Here is a 21321-nt window from a genome sequence, read left to right on the forward strand (position 1 = left end):
GGGGCGTGATTGCCCTCTGACGTCGCGCCGTCACTGCAATCCAAGGAGAATTCGCATGACCAGCAACAACCCGCAAACCCGTGCATGGCAAACCCTGAGCAATGATCACCACCTGGCCCCGTTCAGCGACTTCAAGCAGCTGAAAGAGAAAGGCCCGCGGATCATCACCAATGCCAAGGGTGTTTACCTCTGGGACAGCGAAGGCAACAAGATCCTCGACGGCATGGCCGGTCTGTGGTGCGTCGCGATCGGCTATGGTCGCGATGAACTGGCCGATGCCGCCGCCAAGCAAATGCGCGAACTGCCTTATTACAACCTGTTCTTCCAGACCGCTCACCCGCCGGTGCTGGAGCTGGCCAAGGTCATCGCTGAAATCGCGCCTGAAGGCATGAATCATGTGTTCTTCACCGGTTCCGGTTCCGAAGGCAACGACACCATGCTGCGGATGGTTCGCCACTACTGGGCGATCAAGGGCCAGCCGAAGAAGAAAGTCATCATCAGTCGCAAGAACGGCTATCACGGCTCTACCGTGGCCGGTGCGAGCCTGGGTGGCATGACCTATATGCACGAGCAAGGCGACTTGCCGATCCCGGGCATCGTCCACATCGCCCAACCGTACTGGTTCGGTGAAGGCGGTGACATGACGCCACAAGAGTTCGGTATCTGGGCGGCAAATCAGCTGGAAGAGAAGATTCTGGAAATCGGCGTCGACAACGTCGGTGCCTTTATTGCCGAGCCGATCCAGGGCGCCGGCGGCGTGATCATTCCGCCAGACAGCTACTGGCCGCGCATCAAGGAAATCCTCGCCAAGTACGACATCCTGTTCGTGGCCGACGAGGTGATCTGCGGTTTCGGTCGTACCGGTGAGTGGTTCGGTACCGATTTCTACGACCTCAAGCCCCACATGATGACCATCGCCAAAGGCCTGACGTCCGGCTACATCCCGATGGGTGGCCTGATCGTGCATGACGATGTGGTCGAGGTGCTCAACGAAGGTGGTGATTTCAACCACGGTTTCACCTATTCCGGGCACCCGGTGGCCGCGGCGGTGGCGCTGGAAAACATCCGCATCCTGCGCGATGAGAAAATTGTCGAGCATGTGCGAGCAGAGACGGCACCTTATTTGCAGAAGCGTCTACGGGAACTGAACGATCACCCGTTGGTGGGGGAAGTGCGTGGGGTCGGTCTGTTGGGGGCTATCGAGCTGGTTCAGGACAAGGCCACTCGCAAGCGTTACGAAGGCAAGGGCGTCGGCATGATCTGCCGGCAGTTCTGCTTCGACAACGGCCTGATCATGCGCGCGGTCGGCGACACCATGATCATTGCTCCGCCACTGGTGATTACACCGGCTGAAATCGACGAGTTGGTGACCAAGGCGCGCAAGTGCCTGGACCTGACCCTGAGTGCGTTGCAGGGCTAAGTGCTAGGCTCTGAGCGAGGTGCAATGTCTGCACTTCGCTCAGTGCAAACAAAGGATGGGGCTTTCCTTGAAAGCCTGCCTTGGATCTTGCCAGACTAACGGTTGTTCGGATGCCCTGTAACAGGCTGCTGAGCACGTGGTTAAAAAGAAAAACTGGAGCATTACCCATGAAGGCATTAGGTATGAAGATAACTGGCAAGACCCTCCTCGCCATGTCCCTGATGGGCGTGATGGCGGGCGCCGTTCAGGCCGACGATAAAGTGCTGCACGTGTACAACTGGTCCGATTACATCGCACCGGACACCATCGCGAACTTCGAAAAAGAGTCCGGGATCAAGGTGGTGTACGACGTATTCGACAGTAACGAAACCCTGGAAGCCAAGTTGCTGGCAGGCAAGTCCGGTTACGACGTTGTCGTACCGTCGAACAACTTCCTCGCCAAGCAAATCAAGGCCGGGGTCTACCGGGAGCTGGACAAGTCCAAACTGTCCAACTACGGCAACCTGAACAAATCGCTGCTTAAAGCGGTTTCTGTCAGCGACCCGGACAACAAACACGCCTTCCCTTACATGTGGGGCTCGATCGGTATCGGTTACAACCCGGCGAAGGTCAAGGCTGCGCTGGGCGTCGATACGATCGATTCCTGGGACACCCTGCTCAAGCCTGAAAACATTGCCAAGCTCAAGGGCTGCGGTGTGAGCTTCCTGGATTCGCCTACCGAAATGCTGCCGGTCGCCCTGCATTACCTGGGTCTGCCAACCGACAGCCAGAAGAAAGAAGACATCAAGAAAGCCGAGGAACTGTTCCTCAAGATTCGTCCTTCGATCACCTACTTCCATTCGTCCAAGTACATCTCGGACCTGGCCAACGGCAACATCTGCGTAGCCGTCGGCTATTCGGGTGACGTCCAGCAAGCCAAGTCCCGTGCTGCCGAAGCCGGTGACAAGGTGAAAGTCAGCTACGCCATTCCAAAAGAAGGCGCTGGCAGCTTCTACGACATGGTCGCAATCCCCAAGGATGCGGAAAACGTCGAGGGGGCCTACAAGTTCATGAACTACCTGCTGCAACCGAAAGTAATGGCTGACATCACCAACGCTGTGCGTTTCCCTAACGGTAATGCTGAAGCCACCCAGTATGTGAGCAAGGACATCACTTCGGATCCGGGCATCTATCCGACTCCTGAAGTACAGGCCAAGCTGTATGCGATCGCTGATTTGCCAGCCGCAACCCAGCGCGAACTGACCCGCAGCTGGACCAAGATCAAATCCGGTAAATAAGTAATAAACCCTGTAGCAGCTGCCGAAGGCTGCGTTGAGGTCCGAAGGACCTCCGCTTTTCGACAGCACAACTGCTTCGCAGTTGAATGCAGCTTGCGGCAGCTGCTACAGGATCTTCATAAAGTTTGCTGGAACGGTTTTTCGAGGGTAAGTTGCGCGCCGGTTTTGTTGTCAGGCAGCCATGGCTGTCATGTAGCGCGGGGCAACTTGGGCCCAACTAATTTTAGAGGACCTCCACTTGCCTGTTTTTTCTTTGTTGCGCAATGCCCTGCTGGTCGGCGCCGGGCTGACGCTTGCCGTCAGTGCCCAGGCCACCGGCACGGTGCATATTTATAACTGGTCGGACTACATCGGTGAGACCACCCTGGCCGACTTTCAGAAAGACGCCGGTATCAAGCCGATTTACGACGTATTCGATTCCAACGAAACCCTGGAAGGCAAATTGCTGGCCGGGCGTACCGGTTACGACGTGGTCGTGCCGTCCAACCATTTCCTTGGCAAGCAGATCAAGGCTGGCGCTTTCCAGAAGCTCGACAAGTCTAAGCTAGGCAACTATTCCAACCTCGACCCGGTGTTGCTCAAGCGCCTGGAGCAGAACGATCCGGGTAACCAATATGCCGTGCCGTATCTGTGGGGCACCAATGGCATCGGTTACAACGTCGACAAGATCAAGGCTGTGCTGGGCCTCGACAAGATCGATTCCTGGGATGTGGTGTTCGAGCCGCAAAACATCAAGAAGCTGCACAGCTGCGGCGTCGCGTTCCTCGACTCCGCCGATGAAATGATGCCCACGGTCCTCAATTACATGGGCCTGAACGCCAATAGCACCAACCCCGAAGACTACAAAAAGGCCGAGGCTAAATTGCTGGCGGTGCGACCTTATGTGACGTACTTCCACTCATCCAAATACATCGCGGACCTGGCCAACGGCGATATCTGCGTTGCGATCGGTTTTTCCGGCGACATTTTCCAGGCCAAGGCACGCGCGGCTGAAGCCGGTAAAGGCATAAACATCGCCTACTCGATTCCAAAAGAGGGTGGCGCACTCTGGTTCGACATGCTGGCGATCCCCAAGGATGCGGCCAACGTCAAGGAAGCCCACGCCTTCATCAACTATTTGCTCAAGCCTGAAGTGATTGCCAAGGTCAGCGATACCGTCGGCTATGCCAACCCAAACCCCGGGTCGGACAAATTGATGGAGCAGTCCATACGTACCGACGCATCGGTTTATCCACCACAGGCGGTCCTCGACAAGACGTATGTGTCCATCGAGTTGCCACCGAACATACAACGTTTGATGACGCGCAGCTGGACCAAGGTCAAGTCGGGCAAATAGCGTCAAACTATCCAGGTTCGCCACGTTGAGCGAACTGCAAATTCTGTTGGGAGTTTCGTAAATGGCAGTTGCCTCCGGCGCCTATAAGAAAGCCCTCGAGGGCGACCAATCACCTAAACAGGTGTTGGTCAAAATCGACCGGGTCACCAAAAAGTTCGACGAGACGATTGCCGTGGACGACGTGTCCCTGGAAATCAAGAAAGGCGAAATCTTCGCCTTGCTCGGCGGCTCGGGTTCGGGCAAATCCACCTTGCTGCGGATGCTGGCAGGTTTCGAACGGCCCACGGAGGGGCGCATTTTCCTCGATGGCGTAGACATCACTGACATGCCGCCGTACGAGCGGCCGATCAACATGATGTTCCAGTCCTACGCATTGTTCCCGCACATGACCGTGGCGCAGAACATCGCTTTCGGCCTCAAGCAGGACAAGATCCCGACGGCCGAGGTCGATGCCCGCGTGGCCGAGATGCTCAAGCTGGTGCAGATGAGCGAGTACGCCAAGCGCAAACCGCATCAGTTGTCCGGTGGTCAGCGTCAGCGCGTGGCCCTGGCGCGTTCGTTGGCCAAGCGGCCGAAGCTGTTGTTGCTCGACGAACCGATGGGCGCGCTGGACAAGAAGCTGCGTTCGCAAATGCAGCTGGAACTGGTCGAGATCATCGAACGCGTCGGCGTAACCTGCGTCATGGTGACCCACGATCAGGAAGAGGCCATGACCATGGCCGAGCGCATCGCGATCATGCACCTGGGCTGGATCGCCCAGATCGGCAGCCCGATCGACATCTACGAAACCCCGACCAGCCGCCTGGTCTGCGAATTCATCGGCAACGTCAACATCTTCGAAGGTGAAGTGGTGGACGACGCCGAGGGCCATGCACTGATCACCTGCAAGGATCTGGACCGCAACATTTACGTGGGTCACGGCATCAGCACCTCGGTGCAGGACAAGTCCGTTACCTATGCGATCCGTCCGGAAAAACTGCTGGTGACGGCCGAAATGCCGACCTGCGAACACAACTGGTCCAGCGGCAAGGTGCACGACATCGCCTACCTCGGCGGCCATTCGGTGTTCTACGTTGAACTGCCGAGCGGCAAGCTGGTGCAGTCCTTCGTCGCCAACGCCGAGCGCCGTGGCCAGCGCCCGACCTGGGGTGACCAGGTTTACGTGTGGTGGGAAGACGACAGCGGCGTGGTACTTCGCTCATGAACATGCGCAAACTCAAACGCCGGCTCAATCGAATAATTCCCGGTGGCCGTCAGCTGGTCATCGGGGTTCCGTTCATCTGGCTGTTCATGTTCTTCATGCTGCCGTTCTTCATCGTCCTGAAGATCAGCTTCGCTGAAGCCGACGTGGCCATTCCGCCGTACACCGAGATCTACACCTTCGTTGACCAGAAACTGCAGGTGCTGCTCAACCTGGCCAACTACGCGATGCTGGGCGATGACGAGTTGTACATCGCCGCTTACCTAGGCTCGCTGAAGATGGCGCTGTTCAGCACCATCCTCTGCCTGCTGATCGGCTACCCGATGGCCTATGGCATTGCCACCGCCCGCAAAGAGCTGCAAACGGTGCTGGTGCTGCTGATCATGATGCCGACCTGGACCGCGATCCTGATCCGCGTGTACGCGTGGATGGGCATCCTCAGCAACAACGGACTGCTCAATGGTTTTCTGATGAGCATGGGCTGGATCGACGAGCCGTTGCAGATCCTCAATACCAACCTGGCGGTTTATATCGGGGTGGTTTACTCCTACCTGCCGTTCATGATCCTGCCGCTCTACGCCAACCTGGTTAAACACGATCACAGCCTGCTGGAAGCCGCATCGGACCTCGGTTCGAGCAACTTCAACAGCTTCTGGAAGATCACCGTGCCGCTGTCGAAAAACGGCATTATCGCAGGCTGCATGCTGGTGTTCATCCCGGTGGTGGGGGAGTTCGTGATCCCGGAACTGCTCGGCGGTCCGGAAACCCTGATGATCGGTAAAGTGCTCTGGCAAGAGTTCTTCAACAACCGCGACTGGCCGGTGGCGTCTGCCCTGGCGGTGGTGATGCTGGCAATCCTGATTGTGCCGATCATCCTGTTCAACCGTAGTCAGGCCAAGGAAATGGAGGGTAAAGAATGAAGCGCTTCCGTTTCTCGAACCTGATGCTGGTGCTGGGTCTGCTGTTCATCTACGCGCCGATGCTGATCCTGGTGATCTACTCGTTCAACGCCTCGAAACTGGTGACGGTGTGGGGCGGCTGGTCGGTCAAGTGGTACGTCGGCCTGCTCGACAACACGCAACTGATGGGCTCAGTGGTGCGCTCGCTGGAAATCGCTTGCTACACGGCGATAGCGGCGGTGGCATTGGGGACGCTGGCGGCGTTCGTGCTGACCCGCATCACCCGCTTCAAGGGCCGCACGCTGTTCGGTGGCCTGGTGACGGCGCCGCTGGTGATGCCGGAAGTGATCACCGGTCTGTCGCTGTTGCTGCTGTTCGTGGCCATGGCGCAGATGATCGGCTGGCCGCAGGAGCGCGGCATCGTCACCATCTGGATCGCTCACACCACATTCTGTGCAGCGTATGTGGCGGTGGTGGTGTCGGCGCGCTTGCGTGAATTGGATTTGTCGATCGAAGAAGCCGCCATGGACCTCGGTGCGCGGCCATGGAAAGTGTTCTTCCTGATCACCATTCCGATGATCGCGCCGTCACTGGCGGCCGGCGGCATGATGTCGTTCGCCTTGTCGCTGGATGATCTGGTGCTGGCGAGCTTTGTGTCGGGGCCAGGGTCGACGACCCTGCCGATGGAAGTGTTCTCGGCGGTGCGCCTGGGCGTGAAGCCTGAGATCAACGCCGTGGCCAGCCTGATTCTGCTGGCGGTGTCGCTGGTGACCTTCCTGGTCTGGTTCTTCAGCCGTCGCGCCGAAGAAAGCCGCAAGCGTGCGATCCAGCAAGCCATCGAGGAAGCCGCTGCCGATTCCTGGAAACAACCGGACGTACGTCGGGCGCAGGCACCGGAAGCGGCTTAAAACTGCTGCAGATCAAAAGATCGCAGCCTGCGGCAGCTCCTACAGTGGAATGTGAATTCCGTAGGAGCTGTCGCAGGCTGCGATCTTTTGACTTTATGGCCCAGAATTTTGCGGCGAAGGCGTCAGCCCGGCCAGAAAAAATCTACCGCGCCGGCAACAGCTTCAAGGTGCTGCGGGTATTGGCCATCACTTCTTCCTCATTGAAATTCGCCTGGTAATAAACCCCTTCGATATACGCCTCGGCCTGGTCGGCATAGTGGCTGTCGAACGGCACGCCGCTCTGGCCCACCGGGTTGATGGTCAGGCTGTGGGCCGGGTCGGCGAAGTCAATCAGGCGCCGGGTCGACGGGCCGTAGGTCACGGGCCACGGCGCCGGGCCGATCTTGGCCGAGAGGTTGTTCGGTACTTCGTGGGTGCCGGGTGCCGCGAATGGGCCAACGTTGAAAATCTGGTCCAGGGGCTTTTGCATCCCCAGCGGATGGCCGTGGGTCAGGGTGTGCGCCTTGCCCCACTGCCATTGCGCGGAATCGGCGCCAAGGGTGGCTTTGAGATGAGCCATGCTCGCTTGCCAGGCCACCTTGACCGTATCGGCACGGGTTTCCTTGCCGGGGGTGTTGCGATTGTCCCACCACGGTGAATCGGCGGAGGCCGCCAGACGCGGCAGCGCGGCATCGATCACCCGGGTCGGGAGCAGCGTTTCGAAGAAGTCATTGCCCAGCTCATCGCGCAGCGCCGCGTCGGCGAGGTTGAACAGGAACTGGTTGAACAGGGTGGCGCTGATGGAGTCCAGCGGGTAATCGCCGCTCCACTGCGCCAGTTGCTCCACCAGTTTGAGTTCGGCCGGATCGCTCACCACCTCACGCAGTACCGGCAGCAAAGGTGCCAGCAAGCGCGGCCCGTAGGCGGTGGTGGTACCCAGTTGCAGCTTCTGGTTGGCCACGTTGTCCCACTTCACATTCTTGTCGCTGAGCTGGCGATTGAGCTGCTGCCCGCGATCGGCGAGGTTGTAGTAGCCGGGAATTTCCATGCCGGTCGGCGACACCGGTTGGAAGTTGGCCGAGACGATGTAGCCCCGCGCCGGGTTTTCTTCCTGCGGGTTGGCACTGAACGGGTAAAAACCTTCCTTGTCTGCCTGAGGAGTGCTGCCATCGAGGATGAAACCGGGCTTCACCCCGGCCGGACGCTTGGGCAGCAACGCCGAGGCCCACCAGCCGATGTCGCCCTTGGCGTTGGCGTAGACGATGTTCAATCCTGGAGCCTGAACCTTGGCGGCCGCGGCGCGGGCCTTGGCCAGGGTGTCGGCGCGATTGAGCTGGTAGAAGCCGTCAAGGATCGGATTCGGGGTTTCGAGGAACGCCCACCACATGGCAACCGGCGTCTTGCCGGCGGCAGTGCCGAGCGCATCGTTGACGATCGGGCCGTGGGGCGACTGGCGCAGCGTCAATGTGACCGGTGACTGGCCTTTCACTGCGATCTGTTGTTCGGTAGTGACCATGTCCACCCACTTGCCGCGATACCAGACCTGGTTCGGGTTGTCCGGGTTGACCTTCTCGGCGATCAGGTCCAGATCGTCGTTCTGGAACATCGTCAGGCTCCAGCCGAAGTCCAGGTTGTGGCCGAGAAATGCAAACGGCACCAGCGCCTGGTGGTAGCCATAAAGCTCGAAGCCTGGCGCCGACAGGTGCGCCTCGTACCACACTGACGGCACCGAGAAGCGTATGTGCGGGTCACCGGCAAGCAGCGGCTTGCCGCTTTTGCTGCGGTTGCCGGAAATCACCCAGGCGTTGCTGCCTTCGAATTGCGGCAGGCCGTGGTCGGCCAGCGCCTGTTCGCTCAGGCGGGCAAGGGCGTTCAGGTCTTTCCAGTCACTGGCGGCGAGGACCGGCGCGGGGCTGGCGCGCCTTTTGGCCAGTACGCCGTTGGGTTGCCAGTCGAGATCGAAGATGTTCAGGTACTCGGCGCCCAGTTGGTCACGCACGTAAGTCAGCAGGGGCTCGGTGCGAAACGCCGCGGCAAAGCTGTAGGCCATGTAGCCGGCGATGCTGATGCTGTCTTCGGCGGTGAAAGGGCGCTTGGGGATTCCCAGCACGTCGAACTCTACTGGCGCTGCGTGGCTGTCCTGATATTGATTGATGCCGTCCAGATAGGCTTGCAGGGCCTTCCACGCCGGCGACTGACGATCCAGCGCGGCCACGTAACTGTCAGCACGTTCGCGGATGCGCAGGCTGCGAAACAGTTTGTCGGTGTCGAGCAGTTTCGGGCCGAGGACTTCGGCCAGCTCTCCACGGGCCAGACGCCGCACGGCTTCCATCTGGAATAGTCGGTCCTGGGCCTGCACGTAGCCGAGGGTGCGGTAGAGGTCGGTTTCGTTTTCGGCGCGGATATGCGGCACGCCGCGCTCGTCGTAGTGCACGGTCACTGAACCTTGCAGATGCTGCAACGCCACCTGGCCCTGGCGCGTCGGTTGTTTGCTGTACACATACCAGCCGCCCCCGGCGGCGAGCGCGACGATCAGCAAGGCAAGTACGGTCAGGACGCGTTTCATGGTGACTCCTTGTTCTTTCGGGGGGTGCCACCCGTGCGGGCTGCAAACGTGTAGCACAGACCTCCTGTGCCGGGCATCGCGGTCCTGGAAAAGTCAGGAATGCCTTACTTCGCCTCCGCGGGCCACGGGCAGTAGCAACCCACCGCCAGCGTGTGGGTGGCGTTCACCGCCCTGCCTGCGTTCAGCGCTTGCAGGATGGGCTCGATAAAACTGTTGCTCGAATTGCAGGTCAGGCCTTCGCTATACGGGCCGAAATATGCCAGCTTGCCGTCGCGGTCCCAGATCGCCACTGCCGGGCTGGCGGGGATCTGTTCGGAGCCAGGCAGGGCCGCGAGGGTTTTCAGGCGGCTCAAGGTGCCGGGCAACTGACCGTGACTGCCGGGCTTTTGTACCGTATAGAACTCGACACCCTGCGGTACATATTGCTCAACCAGTTCTGTCAGGTGTTGTTGGTTGCCGACATTGCACGGGCAGGCCGGGTCCCAGAAGTGCACCAGGCGAATGGCGCCGGGGCCGGCGAGTTCGTCGGGCAGGCGCAACGGGTCGCCGGAGAACACGGCGGTGTGCGAACTGAAGGCTCGCAGGTAGCGTCCCTGAAACCAGTCATAAGCGGCCCACATTACACTGGCACACACAAGGGCGAGCAGGCTGGCAAGCAGTGTGGTGCGATAGGCCGGGCGCATGGGTTTCAATCCTCGAAGGTCGGCTAGCTTGCCATGCTTGCCGCGACAGATGAATATCGCAGGCCCATAAAGTCTGTTTCGCGCTCTGGAATAGCCCATGTCTGCCACTTTCGACCCCGATCATTTGCGTGCCAGCCTGCGGCCATTGGCCGAGTGGCAGCCGCTGTCGACGGAGGCCATGGCCTATCAGCGTTTTTACGGGCTGGATTTTCCACCGCGGACCCTGCGCCGTGGCTTGGGGCGTTTCGAGATCGATGGCTATGAAGTGGTCAGCCAGCTCTGGTGGCCCGAGCGGGCGAAGGCGACGCTGTTTCTATTTCACGGCTTCTACGATCACACCGGCCTCTACCGACATGTGATCGAGTGGGCGCTGGACCAGGGGTTTGCGGTAATCGCCTGTGACCTGCCGGGGCATGGCTTGTCCAGTGGCGAACGGGCGAGTATCAAGGACTTCGCCGAGTACCAGAGCGCCCTGCAAGGCCTGCTGGCCGAGGCGCAGTCGTTGGGCCTTCCGCAGCCCTGGCACTTGTGCGGACAAAGCACCGGCGGGGCGATTGTGATCGACCATGTACTCAATCAAGGTGCGAGCAGCCCGGCCCAGGGGCAAGTGATTCTGCTGTCGCCCTTGGTGCGGCCGCGAGCCTGGGGTTGGTCGCGGCTCAGTTATTACCTGCTCAAGCCGTTTGTCAAAGGCATCGCCCGGCGCTTCAGCGAGAATTCCAACGACCCTGACTTCCTCGCGTTCCTGCAAGCCGATCCACTGCAACCGCTACGTCTGCCTACGGCCTGGGTCGGTGCGCTGGGACGGTGGATCAAGCGTATCGAAGCGGCACCGAGCAGCCCGCGGCGGCCGCTGATCGTGCAGGGGCAGGCGGACATGACCGTGGATTGGGAGCACAACCTTGAAGTGTTACGAGGCAAGTTCGATCGGCCCCAGGTGTTGATGCTGCCTGAGGCGCGGCATCATCTGGCGAATGAGTCGCCGGGGTTGCGGCAGGAGTATTTCGGGTTTTTGACCAAACGCATGAGTCGGGATCGGCGGTGACATTTCGACAGTCATCGCGGGCCATTTCACAGACGCCAAAAAATTACTGGGTCAGACTGGACGTGCTTTGCCCCACCGCCAACCCCGCCCGAATCGCCGCCAATGCCGCTTGGTAATAAGCCTTGCCTTCAGAGGACTCGGCAAAGGTCGAAAACTCTTCCAGTTCGTCATCCGACAGGTCGCGATAGACATACAGCAGCGTGTTGTTCAGGTCGGCGCCGATCTGTTCCATCAGGCGCTGGCGCTGACCGTTCAACATGCCTTGAGCCTGACCGTTGCCGAGCAGGCCCGGGATCATCGAGCTCAGGCTATCGGCCGCGACGCCTGCGATCGCCAGGCTGACTTCAGCGCCGGCCTCGCGGGCGGGCAGGGCCTGGGCCAGGTGGCCGATGATCAGTTGACGGGTATCGCTGGCCTGCATCTTCGGCAAGCCCTTGGCGTTTTTCGCCAATTGATCGCGACGGGTCGCCAGCAGTTCGGCGGCGACGATTTTCTTGCCCAGGGGCGATTGAAAGAAGGTCAGCGCAGGTTTCGGGTCGGCGAGCTTCTTGCGCAGTTGCGCTTCGGCGCGCTGGTCCATGGCCTTGGGGGCGAACCGCTGATTGCTGTTGTCGACCAGGGCCTGGAACACTGCCGGTGGCAAGCTGTTCTGATAGCGCTGCTGAGCGGCCGAGAGAGCATCGTTGAAATGCGCGCGTTGTTCTGGCCAACCGGCGACCTTGTACAACTGGTCGTGGCCGTCCGCCCAGGCGGGCAAAACGCAGAACATCAACAGTGAGAAAAGCAAGCGACGCATAGGGACTCCTGTCAGCAGGCGACTATTCTCCGTGCGGCATTCGTACTTGTCGAGAATTCGTATCAGGTTGAGTACCTTATCCGACCAATCCTCCGCTGCGTGGCTCTGTCGGATTTGCGGGCACAGGAATACTATGCGCGCCATGCACATACCCTCTGATCATCCACTGCTGTTACGTATCGTCGACGACCTGGCCGAACACGGCTGGTCGCAGCAGAATATTTTCCTGCCCCTGGACCTGACCCGGGCGCTGGCGGCCGAGTGTCGTAAACGTGCCGCCGAGGGTGAACTCGCCCCGGCCGCCGTGGGGCGCGGGGCGTTTTCGGAGATTCGCGAGGGCATTCGCGGCGACCATATCCAGTGGCTCGAACCTGGCCAGGCCGAGTCCTGCGACAGCTACCTGGGGTTGATGGACAGCCTGCGTGAGGCGATGAATCGTGGTTTGTTCCTGGGCCTGGAAGATTTCGAAAGCCATTTCGCCCTGTACCCGCCCGGCGCTTTCTACCTCAAGCATGTCGACCGTTTCCGTGACGACGACCGGCGCATGGTCTCGGCGGTGATCTACCTCAACGACGCCTGGCTGCCCGAGCATGGCGGTCAGTTGCGCATGTACCTGGACGAAGGCGTCGAACACGATGTAGTGCCCACCGGTGGATGCCTGGTGGTGTTCCTGTCAGGCGACGTCCCTCACGAAGTCCTGCCCGCGACCCGAGAACGCCTGTCGTTGACGGGCTGGTTCCGCCGTCGTGGCAACGAGCCGTTCTGATCATGCAAAAGATTCTGGTAAGCCGCTGTTTGCTCGGTCACCGCGTCCGTTATGACGGCGGGGCCAGCGGGCCGTTCGATCTGTTGGAACAGTGGATTGCCGAAGGCCGGGTGGTGCCGTTGTGTCCGGAAGTCGCCGGCGGGTTGCCGACACCCAGGGCCGCGGCGGAAATTCCCGGCGGGCAGGGTGGTGAAGTGCTTGATGGCCTTGCATCGGTCATCACCACCGAGGGCGAGGACGTCAGTGCCGAGTTTCTTTCGGGGGCTTCTCAGGCGCTGGAGCTGGTGCAACAGCACGGCATCCGGGTTGCCGTGCTCAAGGCCAACAGCCCGTCTTGCGGGAATCTGCTGACCTATGACGGGACGTTCAGTGGCGTGAAGGTCAGCGGTGAGGGCGTGACCGCCGCGCTGCTCAAGCGCCATGGTGTGCAAGTCTTCAGCGAGCTGGAGTTGCCGCAAGCGGCTCAGGCCCTGGCAATTCTGAAGTAACGGCCCACAGGGTTACTCATTCACCCGAATCAAGGTTTCGGCGCCACACCCGCATCCGCTCCAAACCACTTCTGCTCCAGCGCCTCCAGCCGGCCATCAGCCTTGATCCGCTGCAGGGCGTTTTCCAGGCTGGCATGGAACGCCGGGTTACCCTTCTGAAACGGAATGGCCAGGCTTGCAGCCGGGGCGGCTTTCGGCTTTTCCTCTGTCAGCGACTGCACCAACAGGATTGATCGCGGTTGCTCTTCTTTCTGCGCGATCAATTGCGCGTTGGTGTGAATGTAAGGTTCGCTGAAGTCGAAACGATCCTTCAGGTCCGGGGTCAGTGCTATGTGATTGATGGCAACGTCGTATTTGCCGCTTTCGACGCCGGTCATCAGATCGTCGGAATCGGTGACGACGAAGTCGGCCCGTACATCCAGCTCATTGGCCAGCAGTTGACCCAACTCGACCTCGAACCCGGTCAGTTTGCCGTCATCCTTGAAATTGAAGGGCGGTGTATTAGCCTCAAGAGCAATGCGCAATTCGCCGCGGTCGTTAACATCGTCCATCAGTTCGGCATGAGCCAAAGGGCTCAAAAGGGGTAGCAGGCAGATCAGGCCAGGCAAAAAGCGCATGGTCACTCCTTTGAATTCATTTATCGCGACGCGCTGTTCAGGCTCGCTTTGCTATGGTTATCGAGAGCCTTCGACAACGTATGACCGTTAAGTTGTCATAGTCGAGCGAATTTTATGGAAAAACTGGAGAAGAGAATGAAAACCTTTATGTCACGAGCAGCATTGGCTGGCCTGTTGATGGGTGTTTCGGTGCTGGCCAGTGCTGCAACTCCGGCCCCGAAAGGTGCTGAAGTGTTCATCGTATCTCCTGCGGACGGAGCCACGGTCGCGCAAACCTTTACCGTGAATTTCGGCGTCAAGGAAATCGCGCTGGCACCAGCAGGCGATGTCACCAAAAATACTGGCCATCACCATTTGCTGATCGATGTCGACAAACTACCAGCCGCCGGTGCTCCGATTCCAAACGATGCCAATCATATGCACTTCGGCAAAGCTCAGACTCACGCTGAAATCAAACTGGCTCCGGGTAAGCACACTTTGCAGCTCGAGCTGGGCGACAGCGGTCACATGCCGTTCGATCCGCCGATTGTGTCGAAGAAAATCACCGTGACGGTGAAGTAACTTTTCCACAGCGATGAAAAAGTAGCCGTAAAAAAGGGAGCTCCGAGGAGCTCCCTTTTTTGTCGCTCAAGTCGCGATCAGAACAACACGCGGCAACGAATGGTGCCGTTGATGTGCTGCAGCTTCTCTTGCGCCATTTCCGAGTAATCGGCATCGACGTCGATCACGACGTAGCCGACTTTCTCGTTGGTCTGCAGGAACTGACCGGAAATGTTGATGCCGTTTTCGGCGAAGACCTTGTTGATCTCGCTCATCACACCCGGAATGTTCTCGTGGATGTGCAGCAGGCGGTGCTTGCCAGGGTGAGCCGGCAGGGCCACTTCCGGGAAGTTCACGGACGATACCGACGTACCGTTGTCGCTGTACTTGACCAGTTTTTCCGCCACTTCCAGACCGATGTTGGCCTGGGCTTCAGCGGTAGAGCCACCGATGTGCGGGGTCAGGATCACGTTGTCCAGGCCACGCAGCGGGCTTTCGAACTCTTCTTCGTTGGAGCGCGGCTCCACCGGGAATACGTCGATGGCCGCGCCGATCAGGTGCTTGTCCTTGATCGCGTCCGCCAGGGCGTCCAGTTCGACCACGGTGCCGCGGGCGGCGTTGATCAGGATGCCGCCCTTCTTGATGGCGCGGATTTCCTTCTCGCCGATCATCCACTGGGTGGCAGCGGTTTCCGGAACGTGCAGGGTGACGATGTCGGACATACCCAGCAGCTCGTGCAGGTTGCCGACCTGGGTGGCGTTGCCCAGTGGCAGCTTGGTCACGGTGTCGTAGAAGTAAACCTGCATGCCCAGACCTTCAGCCAGGACCGACAGTTGAGTACCGATCGAGCCGTAACCGACGATACCCAGCTTTTTGCCACGGATTTCGAAGGAGTTGGCTGCGCTTTTGATCCAGCCGCCACGGTGGCAGGAAGCGTTCTTCTCAGGGATGCCGCGCAGCAACAGGATCGCCTCGGCCAGCACCAGCTCGGCAACGGAGCGAGTGTTGGAGTACGGCGCGTTGAATACCGCGATACCGCGTTCGCGAGCCGCGTTGAGGTCGACCTGGTTGGTGCCGATGCAGAAACAGCCGACAGCCACCAGTTTCTTCGCGTGATCGAAGATCTCTTCGGTCAGTTGAGTGCGGGAGCGAATGCCGATGAAGTGAGCATCAGCGATCTTTTCCTTCAGTTGGGCGTCTGGCAGAGAACCTGTGAGGTACTCGATGCTGGTGTAGCCCGCCGCCTTGAGGACGTCGACAGCCGATTGGTGGACGCCTTCGAGAAGAAGGAACTTGATCTTGCTCTTATCGAGAGAAGTCTTGCTCATCTGCGTAAACCTGTGTCCCGGAGAAAAAATGGCAGGGAAGGGAGCAGCCAGAGCTGACCCGGACGGCAGGAAAGCCGTCGCCGCAGAACAGCCTTTGGGCACTATCCTGCGGGGTCGGTATGCTAGCATATGCGACCTGCTAACACTCATTCTGCGACGTGAAGCGTACTCAGGATGACCATGAATTGTTCGAGAGTTCTGTCGATGACCAATCCTGCGCTGATTGATGAGCTGAAGACCCTGGTTGAGCCTGGCAAGGTCCTGACCGACGCCGACTCCCTGAACGCTTACGGCAAGGATTGGACCAAACATTTCGCCCCGGCCCCGACGGCCATTGTGTTTCCCAAGACCATTGAGCAGGTCCAGGCCATTGTCCGTTGGGCCAATGAACACAAGGTTGCGCTGGTGCCGTCCGGCGGTCGTACCGGGCTTTCTGCCGCAGCAGTGGCGGCCAATGGCGAAGTGGTCGTGTCCTTCGACTACATGAACCAGATTCTCGACGTGAACCTCACCGATCGCACCGTTGTTTGTCAGCCGGGCGTGGTTACCGAACAATTACAGAACAAGGCTGAAGAGCACGGTTTGTACTATCCGGTGGACTTCGCTTCGGCAGGTTCCAGCCAGATTGGCGGCAATATCGGCACCAATGCCGGCGGGATCAAGGTAATTCGCTATGGCATGACCCGTAACTGGGTCGCCGGCATGAAAGTCGTCACCGGCAAGGGCGATCTGCTGGAACTGAACAAAGACCTGATCAAGAACGCCACCGGCTACGACCTGCGTCAGCTGTTCATCGGCGCTGAAGGCACCCTGGGTTTTGTCGTCGAAGCCACCATGCGTCTGGACCGTGCGCCGAAAAACCTCACCGCGATGGTGCTCGGTACCGCCGATTTCGATTCGATCATGCCGGTATTGCATGCGTTCCAGAGCAAACTTGACCTGACTGCCTTTGAATTCTTCTCCGACAAAGCCCTGGCCAAGGTCATGGCACGCGGCGATGTGCCGGCGCCGTTCGAATCCGACTGCCCGTTCTATGCATTGCTGGAATTCGAAGCGACCACCGATGAAGTGGCCAATCACGCCCTGGAAACCTTCGAGCACTGCGTAGAACAGGGCTGGGTGCTGGACGGCGTGATGAGCCAGAGCGAAACCCAGTTGCAGAACCTCTGGAAGCTGCGCGAGTACATCTCCGAAACCATTTCCCACTGGACGCCGTACAAAAACGACATTTCGGTCACTGTGTCGAAAGTCCCGGGGTTCCTGAAGGAAATCGACGCGATCGTCGGCGAACATTACCCGGATTTCGAAATCGTCTGGTTCGGCCACATTGGCGACGGCAACCTGCACTTGAACATCCTCAAGCCGGACAATCTGAGCAAGGATGAGTTCTTCGCCAAGTGCGCCACCGTCAACAAGTGGGTGTTCGAAACCGTCGAGAAGTACAACGGTTCGATTTCCGCCGAACACGGCGTGGGCATGACCAAGCGTGATTACTTGACCTATAGCCGCTCACCGGTTGAGATCGAGTACATGAAAGCCGTCAAAGCGGTGTTCGACCCGAATGGCATCATGAACCCGGGCAAGATTTTCGCTGTTTGAATCAACAAGGCAGGAGTCGGTCAATGAGCTATCAGCACCAGTATGTCGACGGAACGCGTATTCATTTCCCGTTGGGGAAAGTGGTGTGCATCGGCCGCAACTACGCCGAACACGCCAAGGAACTGGACAACCCGGTGCCCACCGAACCACTGCTGTTCATCAAGCCCGGCAGCTGCGTGGTGCCACTGGAAGGCAGCTTCAGCATTCCGACCGAGCGCGGTTCGGTGCATTACGAAGCAGAAATAGCGGTGCTGATCGGCAAGCCATTGTCGACCAAGCCGAGCCGCGAAGAAGTGCTGGATGCCATCTCCGGCTTCGCCCCGGCCCTGGACCTGACCCTGCGCGACAAGCAGGCCGAGCTTAAAGCCAAGGGCCTGCCGTGGGAAATTGCCAAGTGCTTCGACGGTGCGGCGGTGATTGCACCATTCGTGGCCGGCAGCACGTTTGCCGACCTGACCGACATCGGCATCCGCCTGACCATCAATGGCGAAGTCCGCCAGGATGGCAACAGCAAGGACATGCTCAATCCGATCGTGCCGATGATCCAGTACATGGCCGGCTGCTTCTCGCTGCAGGCCGGGGACGTGATCCTCACTGGCACGCCGGTGGGCGTTGGCCCGCTGAATGTCGGTGACGAACTGGTGCTCGAATTGCCAGGTGTCAGCCGCTTTACCAGTAGCGTTCTCTAAAAAGCAAAAGATCGCAGCCTGCCGCAGGCTGCGATCTTTTGATCTTGGCTGCCCACGCAGGGCAATCCGGCCATTTCCCGTTTTTTTCACATTTTGTCTGGATAATTCCGGGGCTTATGGCATCTGAGCCTGTCCCTATGTGCTATTACCCATAGCCTGAATTTCTGGAACGCATCCCTGAATGGCCATCGAATCGCTGCCCAAGCTGAAAACTGCCCGCCGCTCGCGTTTTGTCATGCGTTGGTATTCCTGGCTTTCACTGGTGGCGGTCGCTGCTTATGGCCTTGCGTTCGCGATGCATTGGGATGACCGCGGTGTGCTCTGGGTGAAGGAGCGCTTCGAAAGCCCTGCCGAACGAAAAGAGAGTGTCTGGCTGCCGGACTATCGGGCGGTGATCGACGCCAAACTGCTGCCGGGCATGGAGAAGGACGAAGCGTCCGACGTGTCTTACGACCCGCAGACCAAAACCCTGTTCTCCGTGATGGGCAAGAACCCGTTCCTGGTCGAGCTGACGTTGCAAGGCGACGTGTTGCGCAAAATGCCGCTGGTGGGTTGGAGCAACCCGGAAGGGGTGACGGTGATGGGCAATGGTTTGCTGGCGATTACCGATGAGCGCGAACACCTGCTCTCGATCGTCAAGGTCGATGCCGATACGCGCGAGCTGAACATCGCCAATTTCCCGAAATACGATCTTGGTCCCTCGAAAAACCAGAATAAAGGCTTCGAAGCCGTCGTCTGGGATGCCCGTCGCCAGCAACTGCTGCTGGGTGAAGAGCGTCCACCTGCGCTGTTCAGCTGGAAAAGCGATGGCAGCCAGATCCTGAAGGGTGACAAGCAAAAACTCTCCAGCGCCGCACTGGATGTTCGTAACCTGTCGGCCCTGGCCATCGATCCGCGCACCGGCCACACTCTGGTGCTGTCCGCCGACTCTCACTTATTGCTGGAACTGGACGAGAAGGGCGAGCAGGTCAGTTTCATGACCTTGCTCGGAGGGTTCAATGGTCTGAAGAAAACCATTCCCCGTGCCGAAGGCGTCACCATGGACGAAGCAGGCACGCTATACATGGTGAGCGAGCCGAACCTGTTCTACCGCTTCGAAAAGCAACAGGTTCGGTAGTTGCGGTAGAAGGTCGCGGGCCATTAGGGTTTTAATTCAGGCAGCCGTGGTGTTTCATCCGCCCGTCCTGTTTCCGAGTTTGCCTGAATGCGTCGACTTGTCCGCCCCAAACCCCTGATGCTGATCCTGTCGGTCATTGCCCTGATCGTGTTGGTTGCCGTCGGCCAGTACCAGCGCCTGTTCGAGCGCAGTGGGTTCAATGTGCAGGCGCTATGGCAGCCGATGAATGCCCAGCCCATTGGCCTGGACCAGTATCAGGTGGCGATCGAGGCGCGAGTCATTGACGGTCTGGACGACGATGTTTCAGCGCTGACCTTCGATCCCGTGCGCAAAAGCCTGTTCACGGTCACCCACAAAAACGCCGAGCTGATCGAGTTGTCCCTGGAAGGCAAAATCCTGCGGCGTGTGGCGCTGGTCGGGTTCGGCGACCCGGAAGCAGTCGAGTTCATTAGCGCTGACACTTACGTGATCACCGATGAGCGTGAGCAACGGCTGATCAAGATTCATCTGCGCAAGGGCACGACGTTCCTCGATGTCGCGGACGCCGAGCAGATGACCCTCGGCGTGCACATGAGCGGCAACAAGGGTTTCGAGGGGTTGGCCTATGACTCGGTGGGCAAGCGCTTGTTCGTCGCCAAGGAGCGCGACCCGATGCTGGTCTACGAAGTGCAGGGCTTTCCCCATTACAACCCGGAGAAGTCCTACGCGGTGCACGTGGTGAACAATCCCAAGCGCGATGCCGGAATGTTCGTGCGAGACCTGTCGAGCCTGCAATATGACGAGCGCAGCGGCCATTTGCTGGCACTGTCTGATGAGTCGCGGTTGATTCTTGAACTGGATGTGGACGGGCGACCGCTGAGCACCCTGTCACTGAGCAAGGATCTTCAGGGATTGCACAAGCCAGAAGGCATTGCCATGGATGACGACGGCACCCTGTACCTCGTCAGCGAGCCGAACCTGTTCTACGTCTTCAAAAAACCGGCACAGCCCTGACCAACACCACAAAACCAATTGTAGGAGCGCAGCTTGCTCGCGAAGAGGCCATATCAGTCAACTGAGATGTTGAATGCTATGGCCTCTTCGCGAGCAAGCTTCGCTCCTACAGATGGCTAAGGCATCAGGCCTTGAGGGTTTTCACGCCTTCGCTCGTGCCCAACAGCAGCAAGTCCGCCGGGCGGGCCGCGAACAAACCGTTGGTGACCACGCCGACGATGGCGTTGATCTGTGCTTCCAGCTCCACCGGGTTGGTGATCTGCATGTTGTGCACGTCAAGGATGATGTTGCCGTTATCGGTCAGCACGCCTTCACGGTAAACCGGGTCGCCGCCTAGCTTCACCAGTTCGCGGGCCACGTGGCTGCGAGCCATCGGGATCACTTCCACCGGCAATGGGAACGCACCGAGCACCGGCACCAGTTTGCTGGCGTCGGCGATGCAGATGAAGGTCTTGGCCACGGCCGCCACGATCTTCTCGCGGGTCAGGGCTGCACCGCCGCCTTTGATCAGGTGCAGGTGCTCGTCGCTTTCATCGGCGCCGTCGACGTAGAACTCCAGATCGCTGACGGTATTGAGCTCATACACCGGAATACCGTGGCCCTTGAGGCGCGCGGCGGTGGCTTCGGAACTGGCCACTGCGCCGTCAAACGCGCCTTTGTGCTTGGTCAGGGCGTCGATGAAGCAATTGGCGGTAGAGCCGGTGCCGACCCCGACGATGCTCTTGTCATCGAGTTTCGGGAGGATGAAGTCGACGGCGGCCTGAGCCACTGCCTGTTTGAGTTGATCCTGGGTCATGCGGGCTCCGAGGTGCCGAAGAGGGGACGAAAGGCCGGCATTATAGGCCTCGCGATAGTGCAGGGGGAAACACTCCTGTGGCGAGGGGGCTTGCCCCCGTTGGAGTGCGCAGCGCTCCCCTGGCATTCTTTCAGACATACCGCATAAACAGATTTTACGACTGCTTCGCAGCCGAACGGGGGCAAGCCCCCTCGCCACAATGGATCCGCGATGTCTGCAAAGGCTAAAACCTCTTGATTCGTGTGGTCGCCCGCCCGAAAGCCGGGTTAGACTCCTTG

Annotated in this window: 20 protein-coding genes; 14 read left to right on the top strand and 6 right to left on the bottom strand. The window is 59.3% G+C overall.

What is annotated here, in order from left to right:
* The first annotated feature begins 55 nt into the window (after window positions 1-55).
* The 6 genes from AC1RL4_RS05270 (at window position 56) to AC1RL4_RS05295 (ending at window position 7041) form a co-directional block, all read left to right on the top strand.
* Window positions 56-1420, top strand: a complete 1365-nt coding sequence (locus tag AC1RL4_RS05270) for an aspartate aminotransferase family protein (protein WP_018928633.1) — start codon at window positions 56-58, stop codon at window positions 1418-1420.
* Window positions 1421-1602: 182 nt separating this feature from the next.
* Window positions 1603-2697, top strand: coding sequence for a polyamine ABC transporter substrate-binding protein (locus AC1RL4_RS05275; RefSeq protein ID WP_019580560.1), 1095 nt, complete (start codon window positions 1603-1605; stop codon window positions 2695-2697).
* Window positions 2698-2935: 238 nt separating this feature from the next.
* Window positions 2936-4033 carry a polyamine ABC transporter substrate-binding protein gene (locus AC1RL4_RS05280; RefSeq protein ID WP_019580561.1) on the top strand — a complete coding sequence of 366 codons (1098 nt, stop codon included), beginning with the start codon at window positions 2936-2938 and terminating at the stop codon, window positions 4031-4033.
* A 61-nt stretch (window positions 4034-4094) separates the two neighbouring features.
* Window positions 4095-5237: an ABC transporter ATP-binding protein gene (locus tag AC1RL4_RS05285; protein ID WP_018928636.1), complete on the top strand. Its 1143-nt coding sequence runs from the start codon at window positions 4095-4097 to the stop codon at window positions 5235-5237.
* A 35-nt stretch (window positions 5238-5272) separates the two neighbouring features.
* Window positions 5273-6154, top strand: a complete 882-nt coding sequence (locus AC1RL4_RS05290; RefSeq protein WP_172901220.1) for an ABC transporter permease subunit — start codon at window positions 5273-5275, stop codon at window positions 6152-6154.
* On the top strand, window positions 6151-7041 hold the full coding sequence (locus AC1RL4_RS05295; protein WP_018928638.1) for an ABC transporter permease subunit: 891 nt from the start codon (window positions 6151-6153) through the stop codon (window positions 7039-7041). Before AC1RL4_RS05290 ends, AC1RL4_RS05295 begins: the two co-directional genes overlap by 4 nt.
* A 142-nt stretch (window positions 7042-7183) precedes the next feature.
* Here AC1RL4_RS05295 and AC1RL4_RS05300 read toward each other — a convergent pair whose 3' ends face one another.
* Both AC1RL4_RS05300 and AC1RL4_RS05305 read right to left on the bottom strand, forming a co-directional pair.
* Entirely contained in the window at window positions 7184-9586 is a 2403-nt protein-coding gene (locus tag AC1RL4_RS05300; RefSeq protein ID WP_096479402.1) for a penicillin acylase family protein, read from the bottom strand.
* Between the two features lie 104 nt (window positions 9587-9690).
* Window positions 9691-10269, bottom strand: a complete 579-nt coding sequence (locus tag AC1RL4_RS05305; RefSeq protein ID WP_096479403.1) for a DUF6436 domain-containing protein — start codon at window positions 10267-10269, stop codon at window positions 9691-9693.
* Window positions 10270-10366: 97 nt separating this feature from the next.
* Between AC1RL4_RS05305 and bipL the strand changes: the two genes are divergently transcribed.
* Window positions 10367-11314: a phospholipase BipL gene (gene bipL, locus AC1RL4_RS05310; protein ID WP_096479404.1), complete on the top strand. Its 948-nt coding sequence runs from the start codon at window positions 10367-10369 to the stop codon at window positions 11312-11314.
* A gap of 43 nt (window positions 11315-11357) precedes the next feature.
* Here bipL and AC1RL4_RS05315 read toward each other — a convergent pair whose 3' ends face one another.
* Window positions 11358-12110 (bottom strand): DUF2059 domain-containing protein, encoded by a 753-nt coding sequence (locus AC1RL4_RS05315; RefSeq protein WP_019580566.1) that lies wholly within the window; start codon window positions 12108-12110, stop codon window positions 11358-11360.
* A gap of 133 nt (window positions 12111-12243) precedes the next feature.
* Between AC1RL4_RS05315 and AC1RL4_RS05320 the strand changes: the two genes are divergently transcribed.
* Both AC1RL4_RS05320 and AC1RL4_RS05325 read left to right on the top strand, forming a co-directional pair.
* Window positions 12244-12876, top strand: a complete 633-nt coding sequence (locus AC1RL4_RS05320) for a 2OG-Fe(II) oxygenase (protein ID WP_018928643.1) — start codon at window positions 12244-12246, stop codon at window positions 12874-12876.
* Between the two features lie 2 nt (window positions 12877-12878).
* Window positions 12879-13364 carry a 2-thiouracil desulfurase family protein gene (locus tag AC1RL4_RS05325; RefSeq protein WP_028939106.1) on the top strand — a complete coding sequence of 162 codons (486 nt, stop codon included), beginning with the start codon at window positions 12879-12881 and terminating at the stop codon, window positions 13362-13364.
* Between the two features lie 29 nt (window positions 13365-13393).
* Here the strand turns inward: AC1RL4_RS05325 and AC1RL4_RS05330 are convergent, their stop codons facing one another.
* Window positions 13394-13981, bottom strand: a complete 588-nt coding sequence (locus AC1RL4_RS05330; protein WP_019580568.1) for a transporter substrate-binding domain-containing protein — start codon at window positions 13979-13981, stop codon at window positions 13394-13396.
* Window positions 13982-14116: 135 nt separating this feature from the next.
* Between AC1RL4_RS05330 and AC1RL4_RS05335 the strand changes: the two genes are divergently transcribed.
* Window positions 14117-14542 carry a DUF4399 domain-containing protein gene (locus tag AC1RL4_RS05335; protein ID WP_018928646.1) on the top strand — a complete coding sequence of 142 codons (426 nt, stop codon included), beginning with the start codon at window positions 14117-14119 and terminating at the stop codon, window positions 14540-14542.
* Window positions 14543-14619: 77 nt separating this feature from the next.
* Here the strand turns inward: AC1RL4_RS05335 and serA are convergent, their stop codons facing one another.
* Window positions 14620-15849: a phosphoglycerate dehydrogenase gene (gene serA / locus AC1RL4_RS05340; RefSeq protein ID WP_018928647.1), complete on the bottom strand. Its 1230-nt coding sequence runs from the start codon at window positions 15847-15849 to the stop codon at window positions 14620-14622.
* 204 nt (window positions 15850-16053) lie between these two features.
* Here serA and AC1RL4_RS05345 point away from each other — a divergent pair, with 204 nt between their 5' ends.
* From AC1RL4_RS05345 to AC1RL4_RS05360, 4 genes are all read left to right on the top strand, one after another.
* Window positions 16054-17448, top strand: coding sequence for an FAD-binding oxidoreductase (locus AC1RL4_RS05345; RefSeq protein ID WP_018928648.1), 1395 nt, complete (start codon window positions 16054-16056; stop codon window positions 17446-17448).
* A 23-nt stretch (window positions 17449-17471) separates the two neighbouring features.
* Window positions 17472-18137, top strand: a complete 666-nt coding sequence (locus tag AC1RL4_RS05350; RefSeq protein ID WP_019580569.1) for a fumarylacetoacetate hydrolase family protein — start codon at window positions 17472-17474, stop codon at window positions 18135-18137.
* Between the two features lie 181 nt (window positions 18138-18318).
* Window positions 18319-19254 (top strand): SdiA-regulated domain-containing protein, encoded by a 936-nt coding sequence (locus AC1RL4_RS05355; protein WP_019580570.1) that lies wholly within the window; start codon window positions 18319-18321, stop codon window positions 19252-19254.
* 87 nt (window positions 19255-19341) lie between these two features.
* Entirely contained in the window at window positions 19342-20247 is a 906-nt protein-coding gene (locus AC1RL4_RS05360) for an SdiA-regulated domain-containing protein (RefSeq protein WP_028939104.1), read from the top strand.
* A gap of 124 nt (window positions 20248-20371) precedes the next feature.
* Here AC1RL4_RS05360 and rpiA read toward each other — a convergent pair whose 3' ends face one another.
* On the bottom strand, window positions 20372-21043 hold the full coding sequence (gene rpiA / locus AC1RL4_RS05365) for a ribose-5-phosphate isomerase RpiA (protein WP_493119234.1): 672 nt from the start codon (window positions 21041-21043) through the stop codon (window positions 20372-20374).
* Window positions 21044-21321 lie beyond the last annotated feature (278 nt).

Source organism: Pseudomonas sp. GW822-FHT07A10, assembly GCF_058798795.1.